Annotated in this window: 6 protein-coding genes and 2 pseudogenes; 5 read left to right on the top strand and 3 right to left on the bottom strand. The window is 64.1% G+C overall.

Annotated features, from left to right (window positions below; genetic code table 11):
- Positions 1–355: 355 nt before the first annotated feature.
- The 3 genes and pseudogenes from AC1D0A_RS01080 to AC1D0A_RS01070 form a co-directional block, all read left to right on the top strand.
- Positions 356–4,222, top strand: coding sequence for a hydantoinase B/oxoprolinase family protein (locus tag AC1D0A_RS01080; RefSeq protein ID WP_476945003.1), 3,867 nt, complete (start codon positions 356–358; stop codon positions 4,220–4,222).
- Between the two features lie 116 nt (positions 4,223–4,338).
- On the top strand, positions 4,339–5,703 hold the full coding sequence (locus AC1D0A_RS01075; protein WP_476945002.1) for an MFS transporter: 1,365 nt from the start codon (positions 4,339–4,341) through the stop codon (positions 5,701–5,703).
- A 120-nt stretch (positions 5,704–5,823) separates the two neighbouring features.
- Positions 5,824–5,913: pseudogene (locus AC1D0A_RS01070) on the top strand (NAD(+)--rifampin ADP-ribosyltransferase); the annotation flags it as partial.
- A 141-nt stretch (positions 5,914–6,054) separates the two neighbouring features.
- Here the strand turns inward: AC1D0A_RS01070 and AC1D0A_RS01065 are convergent.
- A complete protein-coding gene (locus AC1D0A_RS01065) occupies positions 6,055–6,825 on the bottom strand; it encodes a potassium channel family protein (RefSeq protein ID WP_476945001.1) in 771 nt (256 codons plus the stop codon).
- A gap of 572 nt (positions 6,826–7,397) precedes the next feature.
- Here AC1D0A_RS01065 and AC1D0A_RS01060 point away from each other — a divergent pair.
- Entirely contained in the window at positions 7,398–7,820 is a 423-nt protein-coding gene (locus AC1D0A_RS01060) for a hypothetical protein (RefSeq protein ID WP_476945000.1), read from the top strand.
- Between the two features lie 20 nt (positions 7,821–7,840).
- The gene (locus AC1D0A_RS01055; protein WP_476944999.1) at positions 7,841–8,701 is read left to right on the top strand and encodes a YhjD/YihY/BrkB family envelope integrity protein; all 861 of its coding nucleotides are present in this window, start codon (positions 7,841–7,843) and stop codon (positions 8,699–8,701) included.
- 496 nt (positions 8,702–9,197) lie between these two features.
- On the opposite strand, the gene AC1D0A_RS01050 is transcribed toward AC1D0A_RS01055, so the two are convergent.
- The gene (locus tag AC1D0A_RS01050) at positions 9,198–10,064 is read right to left on the bottom strand and encodes an AI-2E family transporter (protein WP_476945239.1); all 867 of its coding nucleotides are present in this window, start codon (positions 10,062–10,064) and stop codon (positions 9,198–9,200) included.
- Positions 10,065–10,326: 262 nt separating this feature from the next.
- Positions 10,327–12,553: pseudogene (locus AC1D0A_RS01045) on the bottom strand (GH32 C-terminal domain-containing protein).
- Between the last annotated feature and the right edge of the window lie 81 nt (positions 12,554–12,634).

Raw genomic sequence — 12,634 nt, 5'->3', positions numbered from 1 at the left:
ATGTAACCCTTTTTTCTCAGCAGTCCAAAAGCCGACCGCGCCCGCTCCCCACCCTGCTTGGCAGAGCCTTGCCGAATCCTTCCGCAAGCTGCTCTCCAACTCTTAGGGAGGCGCACGTCCCCTGACGCAAAAGGGGAAGTCCCAAGAAATGAACGTCAAAAACATTGCGTGTTGTTCGCAAAGGAACTAAATTGCTTTCTAAGCAACGATGTGAGCTACGGCACATCGGATTGCGGGACCGGACCCCCGGCCCAGCGGACTAGCTCCAATCCCGGGTGAATTCGGGCCCGGCCGAGAGGCCCCCCGTCTTTCCCTTCAACCCAGTCCTGAACCAAACTTTCGAAAGGACCCCCTTATGAAGCGCATCGGAGTAGACGTCGGCGGTACATTCACCGACTTGTATTTCTCGGACGACGACCAGCGCATCGCCGTTGTGGAAAAGGTTCCCTCCACCCCGCACGACCCGTCTGAGGCCGTGATCAACGGCATCATAAAGCTCTGCGAAAAGGCCGGGGTCTCGCTTTCGGAGATCGACCAGCTGGTGCACGGCACCACGGTCGCCACGAATACCGCGCTGACGCACACCGGTGCGGAGGTCGGGATGATCACCACCGAGGGTTTCCGGGACATCCTGCACATCGCCCGGCACAAGAAGCCGCATAACTTCTCCCTTCAGCAGGATCTGCCCTGGCAGACAAAGCCTCTGATCAAGCGCCGTCACCGGCTCACCGTCAAGGAGCGCATCACCGCACCGAACGGCGACGTTTTGGTTCCCCTGGACGAGGACGAGGTCCGTGAGCGCGTACGCGAGCTGAAGGCGGCCGGCGTCGAGGCCATCGCCGTCTGCCTGCTGCACTCCTATCTGAATCCCGCCCATGAGCAGCGGATCGGGGAGATTGTCGTGGAGGAGTTCCCCGAAGCCTACCTGTCCCTTTCCAGTGACATCGTGCCCCTGTACCGGGAGTATGAGCGGTTTTCCACCACGGCGCTGAATGCCTATGTCGGGCCCCGGGTCTCCCGTTACCTCTACCGCCTGCAGGAGCAGGCAGAAGGATTGGGTTACAAGCGGGAGATCCTGCTGATGCAGTCCTCCGGCGGTATGGTCCCGATCAAGGAGGCCGCGAAGCGGCCCGTCACACTGATGATGTCCGGACCGGTCGGCGGCCTGATCGGCGGCATGTGGGCCGGCCGTCAGTCCGGCTTCGAGAACGTGGTCACTCTGGACATTGGGGGGACCTCAGCGGACATCGGTGTGGCCTACCAGGGTGAACTGCGCATGCGCCACCTGCTGGACACCAAGATCGGCGACCACCAGGCCATGGTCCCGATGGTGGACATCGACACCATCGGCGCAGGCGGCGGCTCCATCGCCTACGTCGACGCCGGCGGGGTCTTCCGCGTCGGTCCGCAGTCTGCCGGCGCCGTCCCGGGCCCGGTCTGCTACGGCCGCGGCGGGACGGAGCCGACATCAACTGACGCCCAGATGCTGCTGGGGCGCATGCGCCCTGACCGCGTCCTGGCAGGCTCAGGCATGGATCTGGATCTCGATGGCGCCCGAAAGGCCATGGAAGGTCTGGCGGAAAAACTCAACATGTCCGTGGACCAGGCCGCCCTCGGCGCGCTGCAGATCCAGAAGTTCGGCATGACCCAGGCGATCGAGCAGAACTCCGTCCGCCGCGGCTACGATCCGCGTGACTTCACCCTCGTCGCGGCAGGCGGCGCCGGCGCACTGTTCGCCTGCGAGATCGCCGCGGAGCTGGAGGTCCCGAAGGTGCTGATCCCGGCCCACCCGGGCATCATGGCTGCGACCGGCCTGCTGGCTACCGACGAGAAGTATGAGTTCGTCGCCACCAGGCGATTCACGTTCGCCAGCGCAGACCCCGCCGCCATCCAGGGCTCCTATGAGCAACTGGAGCGCGAGGCCAACGCCCAACTCGATGCCGAGGATGTGCCAGCCGGACGCCGCAAGCTCGAATGGCTCGCCGACGCGCGCTACGAGGGCCAGGGGTACGAGATCCGCTTCACTGCGCCCGCCGGACCGGTTAACCAGGCCTGGCTGGAAAAGGCCGAGGCAGCCTTCCACGACGCCCACTTCGAGGAGTACGGGCACCGCTTCAAGAACGGCACCGTGGAAGTCATCAACATCCGCGTGGAGGCCAGCGCCCTGATGGATGACCTGCCCACGCCGGAAGCGATCAAGTCCGGTTCCCTCGATGACGCCCTGGTGGAAACCCGCCCGGTGACCTTCGAACAGGATGGCAAGCCGGTCACCCTGGACACCGGCTTCTACGACCGCGACAGGATGGGCGTGGGAATCACCTTCACCGGCCCCGCCATCATCGAGCAGTACGACTCCACCACAGTTATTCCTCCGGGATTCTCCGGAGCGGTGGATGCAGCCGGCAACCTCGTCATCGACTGCCCGGCCGCCACCCAGAGCGCCGAGAAACTGGCCACCCCGATCCTGATGCGCGTGATCGGCGGCGCCCTGAACTCCGCAGCCAAGGAAATGGCATCGGTGCTCTTCCGCATGGCCTACTCCTCGATCATCCGTGAGTCCGAGGACCTCGGTGCAGGGCTCTTCGACAAGGACGGCAACGTGCTGGCCGAGTCCGACTCCACGCCAATGTTCATGGGCTCGATGCCCAAGATCGTCAAGGGTGTGATCTCGGTCCTCGGCGACGACATCCACGACGGTGACATCATCCTGCACAACGATCCGTACCTCGGCGCCACGCACTCCCCCGACGTCGCGATCATCGAACCGATCTTCCACGACGGGGAACTCGTCGGCTTCGCCGGCGCCTCGGGCCAGCTGATCGACAACGGCGGTGCGTACTCCGGACTGATGGTGGACATCCAGGACATCCAGTCCGAAGGCACCATCTTCCGGGCGGTGAAGATTTCCGAGAAGGGCGTCCGCCAGGAATCGCTGATCCGGCACATCCTCAACAACACCCGGACACCCACCTCCAACGAGGGCGACTTCCAGGCGATGATCGCCGCCTGCGAGCTGGCCAAGTCCCGCTACATCGCCCTCATCGAGCGGTACGGCTTCGGCGCGGTCCGCGAAGCCGGCCAGAGCTGGATCGACTACTCGGAGCGGATGCTGCGCCAGGAGATCGCCAAGATCCCCGACGGCGTCTACGAGACCGAGGTCGGCTACCTGGACGACGACGGCCGCAACTACGGCAAGAAGCTACCGATCGTCGTGAAGGTGATCATCGAGGGTGACGAGATCACCTACGACCTCACCGGATCCTCCGAACAGGTGCCCACCGCTTATAACTGCGCTTTCGAGGGCACCACCGTCTCGGCATTCACGTTCATCACCCGGATGATATTCCTGGACGAGGTCGCCTTTCCCGTGTTCGTGCCCCAAAACGAGGGCATGCTCAAGCCGCTGAAGGTCATCGCCCCGGAGGGCACCATCTTCAACCCCACGTACCCGGCCGCAACCTTCTCGCGGTTCTCCCAGGTACAGCGGGCCGTCGACCTGGCCCTGCGGGCCCTCGCCCCCGTCATCCCCGAGCGCGTCACCGCCGGCAACTCCGCCCACATCCACTTCATCTCCTACTCAGGATGGGACGAGAAACAGGGCGAGTACTGGGTCTACCTCGAGGTCAACGAGGGCTCCTACGGCGCCCGCGCAACCAGCGACGGGCCGGACTCCGTAGACAACCTCATCGCCAACACCCGCAACAACCCGATCGAGGAGCTCGAGTGGCGGTTCCCGATGCGCACCGACCGCTACGAACTGCGCTCCGAGCCGGCGGCCGCCGGTGAATTCCGCGGCGGCATCGGCATCGTCCGGGAGAACACCTTCCTGACCGACACCGCGATCACCTGCGAGGGTGAACGCCACGAGTCGGACGTTCCATGGGGAGCCTTCGGCGGCCATGACGGCCTCAACGGCTCGCTCGTGAAGAACGTCGGCCGGGCAGGCGAGGAGTCCTGGCCGTCCAAGGTCACCGGACGTCAACTGCTGGCCGGTGACTCCCTGCAGATCACCGTGCCCAGCGGTGGTGGCTTCGGCGACCCGCACAAGCGGGACCCGCTGAAGGTCCTCGAGGACGTGCTGGACGGCTTCACGACCGCCGAGGCAGCCGCCCGTGACTACGGTGTGGTCATCAAGGAGGTCAACGGCCAACTCACGGTCGATCTGAGGTCAACCGCCGAACGCCGCGAGGTTTTGGTCGCCGAGCTCAGTTCCGCAACCTAAGCCTGTAAACGCAGTAAAAGGGGCGGCCTGGAGCCAGTTATTGACGCTGGTCTCCAGGCCGCCCCCTTCGTTCCCTACTGATCACATCCCACCATCCCCGTGAATTAGGAACCGTTATGACCACTGCCCCAACCTTTCAATTTGTCGAGTCTGATGTCACGCCCAAGGACGTCCGGCTGGCCACCTGGATTTGCTTCTTCGCCTGGACCTTCGCCGTCTATGACTTCGTCCTGTTCGGCAACCTGCTGCCGGTGCTGGCCGCAGACCTCGGCTTGAGCGCGGCCCAGTCCACGGGGATCAATACCTGGGTGACCGCTGGCACTGCACTCGTGGCCTTCGGGATCGGCCCGATCGTCGACCGGATCGGCCGCCGCAAGGGCATCCTGATCGCCGTCGTCGGTGCCGCCGTCGCCTCACTGCTGACCGCCACTGTCGGCTGGGTTGTGGGCATCGCGGCCGGCCTGGGACTCGTCTTCTTAGTCCTCGTGCGTTCACTGGCCGGCCTCGGCTACGCCGAACAGGCCATCAACGCGGCCTACCTCAACGAGATGTTTGCCCACAACAGCGATCCCGCCAAGGCCCGCCGCCGCGGTCTCATCTACTCACTCGTCCAGTCCGGCTGGCCGGTCGGCTCCGTCCTGGCTGCCGGGTCCGTCTACCTGCTGTTCCCCATCGGCGGGTGGGCGCTCTGCTTCGCCGTGGCCGCCATCCCCGCCGTCTTCATCGTCATCGCCGGACGCTGGCTCAAGGAGAGCCCCCAATTCGCCCACCGTCACCAGATCGACAAGATGATCAAGGACGGCAGGATGGAAGAGGCGCAGCAGCTCGGGGAGAAATACGGAATCGACGTCTCGGAGAAGGCCAGTCCGCTCGTCTCGGTCTTCCGTGGGGAGTCGCTGCGGTCCACCCTGACGATCGGCGGAGCCTTCCTCCTGAACTGGCTCGGCGTCCTTGCATTCGCGATCCTCGGCACGTCGCTGCTTACCGCACCGGACGGCAAGAACATCGAGTTCGACAACGCGCTGCTGGTACTCATCATCTCCAATGCCACGGCCTTCGCCGGCTACCTGTTCCACGGCTGGCTCGGCGACCGGATCGGGCGCCGCAACGCGATCGGGATCGGCTGGATCCTGTGTGCCGTCTCCTTCTTCACCATGCTTCAGGCACCGAACGGGAACTTCCCACTCATCATCGGGCTGTACAGCGCCGGGCTGTTCTTCCTCATCGGCCCCTTCTCCGCCCTGCTGTTCTTCACCGGCGAAAGCTTCCCCGTCCACACCCGGGCAACGGGAAGCTCCATCATCAACGCCTCCGGCCAGGTCGGAGCGATCATCGGCGGCCTGCTGATCACCGCCACCCTCGCCGCCGGCGCCGGCTGGATCAACGCCACCCTGTGGTGGGGCGTCCTCCCCATCCTGGCTTCCGGCCTGCTCATCTTCGCCGCCCGGAACGTCGACCCCAGCAAGGTCCGCCAGGACTGACAGGGACGAACCCGCACCATAAACACCATCCGCACGGCGGGAACTCTCTGGGACCAGGGAGTTCCCGCCGTGCCGATGACTTAAAAGGCAGGTTCCCTTATCGGGAGCATTCGAGCACTACCGAACGTGACCGACAAGTAATTCCCCGGCAACCCCACCCGGTCATACCGCAGCAGTGCCCCGCTCAAGGTCGTCGGCGAAGTCGCCGAGCGTCAGGAGACCGGAGCGGGCCGGTCGTTCCGTGGGCCAGCCCGTCAACGCCATCTTGCCGCCGGCGGCCTCGGCGTGGACACCTGCCGCTACAGAGATTGGGGGCGGCAAGATGCTGCATTTATCGCCCGCGTTGGTCGATTATCTTGGATCCCTGGGTGCTTTGCCTTCGACCGGGCCGCTGCCGGGTTCGTCCAGGCGCAGGGCCAGCTGGTCCTGAAGCGCCTTGATCTGGGCGGTGAGGAGGGCAAACTCCTCGCTCCTGGAGGGTTCGCCCGCCTTGGTCCGCGCAGCGGTTGCTGCAGTCACACTTTCAACCAGCCAGGACGACACCGCCGCGGTGACCATGCCCAGGGCTGCAATGCCGCCGACCATCAAAGCCGCCGCCGCCCACCGGCCAGCCACTGTGACGGGGTAATAGTCGCCATAACCAACCGTTGCGATGGTGACAACAGCCCACCACAAAGCGTCACCCATAGTGGTGATATTCGCGTTCGGGGCACCCCTTTCGAAACTGAGGACGCTCAAAGCCACCGTGTAGATCAGCAGGAGAGCGGACGCAATGACGTAGGCCATGACGCGCGTTCTGATGGCAGTGCCCGGGGCACGGTCCATGACTTGACGCAGCGAGAAGGGGCGCAGGAGCCGCAACGGCCGCGCTACCGGAAGTATCACCATGAGCAGGTCCATGGGGTGCCGGACGAACCACGGGCCCGGCTGCGGCGCCAGGAGCAGCTTGATGAGGTAGTCGATACCAAAAGCGGCCCACGTTAACCAGATGACGAGTGTCAGGGCCTCTGCATAGGGAGAGGGCGGTTCGACAATGATCAGGATGGAGTAGGCCGCCAGGAACAGGAAGGCCGCACCGACCAGGGGCCTCTCGGAACGCTTTTGCCAGGTTTGTTGCGTCATGGCTGAATCGTAGGACTTTGCTCCCCGGATGTCCTCACGAAACTTGCGCCCTTGACGGATGCCCAGTCTGCCCTCGGCCGAACCGAAAGCCCGTTTTAGCCGAGAAAGGCCAGCATTAATCGAGGCTCCGGAACCGTTGATCACATGGTGAGCGAGAGCGCAGGGCAGTTGCGAACACGCGCCGATGCCGCAGTGAGGGCACGGGTGTTCATTGACGCCTACAGATCCGCTTCGCACTGGCCCTCCGGCGCACGGACCCCAGGTCCTCCACCACTCTTCAAACACCGCAGCCGTCCAATGCCACGGAAACATGCCCGAGTCCTCCCTGAACCGCCTCACGATTCCGGGCCCGGACTGCCAGGTTTCGAAGGGCGGCCCGGTTTGAAGCGGCGTATGAGGGAAATGGCCGCCTCCCTCGAGGTGTCGGCGGCGAACATCCCGCGGTTCGCATGATGCGACGGCGTCGGGTGGTCCGGGATGCTTGGGGGCAGAGACTGTGGGGTCCGGCGTTGCCCGCTGCGAACGGCGAACGGTGCGAGTGAAGTGTATCAACCCGAATTCGGAGGTGCTTGATGGTCATTGCGCTGTTGGTCATCTTCGGCGTCGACCTTATCGTCCTCGTGGTTTTCCTCGCTTTCGTGTTGGGGCGGAGGCGGTGGGTCAACCGCAAGCCGGGCGTGTTCCTCGGTGCGATTCGCGTCACCAATTGCGTGGTCGACGGGTTCCGGCCGAAGTGGGCGCGCGGCTATGGTCGTTGGGTGTGCGACGTCCTCGTCTGGACCAAGGCCCCATTCCTCTTCAGGAACGAGCTCATCGCCAGTGACAGCATCGGCGAACATCGGCCCGCCGCGCCCGGCGATGTAAAGGGACTCGGCTCTGATCCCATCATCGTCGTCCTGAGAGCCGGCACCGCCACCGTCGAGATCGCCGCGCACAGCGACGGCCTGGATCGGGTGTCTGGACCATTCCGGCCTGTCGACGCTGGGCATGTGTGATTCCGATGGTTCAGCCGCCGGTGAACCGATTGATACGGGCCACCGTGCGCTCGGTGGCCGGACGTTTTGTGCTGCGTGCTCTCCGTGACATTCGTGACCTCGAGCTGTTCGATCGAGCGATGACGCTCGCCGCACAGGCGTTCACCTCGATCCTGCCGGTCCTCATCGTCGCCAGTTCGTTGCGAGGGAGCCTGAACCCCGAGGCGGACGCGCTTTTCGCTGAGAACCTCAGCCTCGATGATCACACCGCGGAACTTGTGAAGCAGTCGATTCCCCAAACGATCGAAGGGGTGACGTTCACGCAAGTCATCGGCGCGCTGCTCCTCATCATCGCCGCGTCCGCCTTCGCCCGCGCGCTCGAGCGGTGCTTCCGCAGGATCTGGAAGACACCGAAGGCCCCCATCCGCTTCGCGTGGCGCTGGGTCGTCACGATTGTTGCGATCCTCATCGGGTTCGCCCTCGTGGTCATGACCCGCTACGTCGTGCGCGGCACGGGTGCCTTATCGGTGCTCGAGTTCATCATCGAGGTGGCGATCTGGTCCGCGCTGTGGTGGGTCGCGTCTTGGATCGTGATCAACCGGAGCGTCAGCCTGCGGGCACTCCTCCCGGGATCAGTGCTCGCCGGACTCGGATTCGCCGCGGCGACGGTGGTGGGGCGCGTGTTTCTCCCGGGGGTGTTCGCCTCCTCCGCCGATCAATTCGGCGTCCTCGGGCTCGCCTTCTCGTACATCGGGTGGCTGTTCGTGCAGATGTCCGTGCTCCTCGTCGCAGTGACCATCGGCCGCGTCACCCACCTCACCGTGATCGGGCAGCTGTGGAGCCGCTCAGGCGAGACCGCGGCAGCTCCAACCCCACCGAGAAGACTGCACTGGGGCGGCTAGCCGCGCCAGCTGGCGCTCTAAGGTTGCCGGGGCGTCCTGTCGGACTGGCTCTACGTCTGGCAGGATCCAGGTGCCGTCGAAAAACGGAGCGGTGGGGGCTGTAGCAGCGGGATATCGGATCGAAGCCCCGGCCCGGCACTGTCTCGATCCAGTTCCTCGTGGAATCTCCTATCGTTCGGGGCCAAAGTACACATCGAGCGAACCGTCGCTGTTGTTCGCGAGCGCGTCGTCTCCGGCGTTCTGGCGGCAGTACGCACCGCGCCTTATGCGACGATCAGGAGCTTAGGAGGTCCGATCTGGTGGGCGTGTGTGACCGTGGCCACGTCGGCTAGGGCGATTGCTCTCCGGCCGCAGTGCCTGGCCGGATCCTGGCCGTGGTGTTGATGGGCGGGGGAATCGCGATCATCGGCACGGCGAGTGCAACGATCGTCTCCTACCTGGGCGAACGTATCAAGCGAGTAGCACAGCCCCGGTGACATGGCGATGCTTGCGGTCATCAGGTCGTTCCTGAGGTTGGAGCCGTACTGCCTGCGTCACCGGAAATGGAGCGAGTCTTCTTTACCCCCTTGATCTGGGCGTCCTCCTCGGCGATGAGTTTCTTGGTCCCGCTGAGGTCGCCGAGCAGCGGACGCACCCAGCCGGCCGGCGGGTACGTGTCGACGAGCATCATACGCACGAGAAGCGTAAGCGGGATCGCCAGGATGGCGCCGATCGGGCCGAGGATGACGGCCCATAAGAGTACGGAGAAGAAGGTGATGGTCTGGCTGAGTGACACGACATCGCCGACCACCCTCGGCTGGATGACCGATTGCACGACCGCATTGATGATCCCGTAGACGACGATCACCGCGATCACCGTGGGCAACCCGCCGACGAGCGCACCGAAAACGATCGGCGGGATGATCGCGAGGAAGTAGCCGACGTTTGGAATGAAGCTGCACAGGAACGCCAGCACCCCCCAGATGAACGCACCGGGCACGCCGAGCACGTTCAGTGCAACGAAGTCGATGAAGCCCTGCAGGAGGCCGAGCAAGGTGGTCCAGACCATGTAGCGACGAACGTTGGCGGCGTAGCCGGACAGGCCGGTGACCAGCAGCGGGTGGGTCTTGCTGGTCTGGGCCAGCACCGCGGGTATGTAGCCGGCATCCATGCCCATCAGAAGCGCGACCGTGAGGAGGATGACCAGAGCCGCGCTGATGCAGGCCAGTCCGCCCATCAGGCCACCCACGAAGTCGGCCAGCCTGGATGGGTCGAAGTCAGAGGCAATGGAGTTGAGCTCTCTGGACGTGACGCCGAGCGAGTTCAGCCACGCAACCACGTCTTCGCCGAACGCCGTGATCTGGTCCGCGAACTGCGTGAGCAGCGCGCTGCAGCGGCGCTCGGCAATCTTTCGGTAGCCGTGCTACCAGAAACCACGCGTAGATTCTTCGGAGATTGGTCTCCTACGGGGAGGACTGGCGCCCCCCAGCCTTCTGTTGTGTCAGCTGACCGGCTGGAGCCAGGTCAGCACTGAGATGTTTCGGCCGCCGGGGTATGGACGAACTGAAGGGATTGAGCCCGGTGCAATATGGGGCGCAATCCCTTCAGTTCCGGCTCCTTGGGAGCCCGTCAGGCGGCGGGTTGGGTCACTTCTTTTCAGCCAGGAACATTGCCTTTTCAAGCGGTGTCACGGTGAGTGATTTGAGCTGGGCGGTACCGCCTTCTGCGAAGAGGGCCATCTTGTCGGCTCCGGCGTTGGGGAATACCTGGTCGGTGATGGTCCGCAGACCATCCTGGGCGAACACCTCAACTGAGGAGCGGTCGAGGAAGACCCGAAGGGTGACGTAGCCCTTCTTGTCCAGGGTGACGGGGGCGTCCTCGATGGAAGCGAAGGCCGGGTGGAACGCGGTGTTGCCGGAGTTAGTGCGGTCAACGAAGAGCTTCCCGGTCGTGGCGTCGTAGCCGATGACGGTGGATGCGGCTCCATCGCCCAGCACGGTGATGCCGGATTTCTTGGCCGTGCCCGGCGCGAAGGTGATGTCGACTCGTTGGACCTGACCGGAGGCGGCCGCGGGCAGCGGGGTTGTTCCCTCCTCGATCGGGATGCCCTTCGGGGTTGAGTAGCTTGGCTCTTGGGCCAGCTTGTCGACCTGCTTGACGGCGCTTTGGGTGAGCCGGGGCCCTTCCGGGGTCTGGGTCAATTTCACTTCGCGCGGCAGGGCCATGGCGCTGCGCCACGGGTTGGTGGGGATGTTGTTGGCGTAGTCCCAGTTGTTCATCCAGCCCAGCATGACCCGTTTGTTTTCGGGCATGTTGGCGAAGGACACGGAGGCGTAGTAGTCGCGTCCGTAGTCCAGCCAGTCATAGGTCTCCAGGGCCGACTGTGCCGGTTTCGAGGAGAGCATGAACTCGTCCGCGAGAATGTGGCCCCAACCGAATCGGTTATTGTCGACCACTTTGATATGTGCTTGTTGGCCAACGAATTCTTTGACATTCCATGATGCCCAGTCGAGCTTTTCACTGTCGTTTCCGGTGGCCGTGCGGACCACTTGTCCGTTGACCACGAGGTTTACCGATTCCTCGTCAGACCGGGGAACGGCCGGGCCGTCAGTCAGCATGACGTGGTCAAGGGTCAGGTGTCCCCACCCGCCGGTGGCCTGGTCAACTACACGCAACTGTGCATTCTGTCCCGCGAACTCGGCGACATCCCAGCCTTTCCAGTTCAGGATTCCGGAATTGTCTCCTGCGAGGGAGCGGACCACCTTGCCGTTGACGAGCAACTGGGCGGCCAGGATCTGTCCGGAGTCCGCGGAGCGGTTGCCGCCGCCGACCAGCATGCTCATGAAATTCTTGGTGATGGGGAATTCCGGTGATGTCAGGGTGCCCTGCCGGTCATCGCCCGGTGCGGTGCCGGTCTCGAAGGTGTTGATCCGTTTGGCCCCGAGGTAGAAGTCCCCGCCGCTGGTGGAGGGCTGGAAGTTGGGGGTGAGGTCGCCGGTCCCGGTCCAGCCGGCGTCGGCCAGCGGCTCCGTTTGCCGGAGTGCTGCCGAATGGGCCGTTCTTCCAGTTTCCTGGCTCGTTGTTGACGGTCCAGCCGTTGTAAGTTCCGTCGTTGAATCCGGCCAGGACCGCGCCGGGAGGGGGCGTGGCCACGGGTTTGGTGGTTTCGGAGGTGAAGGTGGTGCCGTCGAAGTTCCCCACGAAGTACTGGCCGGCGGAGCCGCCGGCCACGCCGCCGGGATTGATGTTGACCACCATGACCCACTTGACGTTCTTCGGGTCGCCGTCCACGGCGAGGGGAAACAGGTCGGGGCATTCCCACTGCCCGCCGGTGGCATTGGCTGGTCCGAATTCACTCAGGGCGGTCCAGTCCTTGAGATTGGCGGACTTGTAGAGGACGACCTTGTGATCCTGGGCTTCGACCGCGGTCATGAGCCAGTAGCCTCCGCCGCCGGGTTTGTTGTACCAGGAGACCTTCGGGTCACGGAAGTTGGCGGAGTTTCGGTTCAGTACAGGATTGCCGGAGTACTTGGTCCAGGTCTGTCCGTCATCGAGGCTGTAGGCCAGGGACTGCGCCTGCAGGCCGCGGTGGGGCGAGGCGTCCTTGTAGGCGCTGGTGAAGATCGCGATCAGCGGTGGGTTCTCTTTCGTACCGAAACCGGTCGTGTTGTCCTTGTCCACAACGACGCTGCCGGAGAAGATGTCCTGCTCTGCATCGGTGGAGATCGCCAGCGGCTGCTCCTGCCAGTGAACAAGGTCCTTCGATGTGGCGTGGCCCCAGGACATGTTCCCCCAGGTGTTACCGGAGGGGTTGTGCTGGTAGTACATGTGGTAGACGCCCTTGTAGAAGACGAGCCCGTTGGGGTCGTTCATCCAGTTCTTTGCCGGCGTGTAGTGAATGGCCGGCCGGTAGGGTTCGTCCCCGGGGCCCGTCGCGGCCGACGCCGGCAGGGA

This window comes from Arthrobacter sp. P1_D4 (assembly GCF_056406115.1).
This window is presented reverse-complemented; position numbering and strand designations above follow the sequence as displayed.

What these genes read in the sequence shown, in the direction of transcription:
- AC1D0A_RS01075 (WP_476945002.1), top strand. Translation starts at nt 4,339, where the DNA reads ATGACCACTGCCCCAACCTTTCAATTTGTCGAGTCTGATGTCACGCCC.
- AC1D0A_RS01080 (WP_476945003.1), top strand. Translation starts at nt 356, where the DNA reads ATGAAGCGCATCGGAGTAGACGTCGGCGGTACATTCACCGACTTGTAT.
- AC1D0A_RS01060 (WP_476945000.1), top strand. Translation starts at nt 7,398, where the DNA reads ATGGTCATTGCGCTGTTGGTCATCTTCGGCGTCGACCTTATCGTCCTC.
- AC1D0A_RS01065 (WP_476945001.1), bottom strand. Translation starts at nt 6,825, where the DNA reads ATGACGCAACAAACCTGGCAAAAGCGTTCCGAGAGGCCCCTGGTCGGT.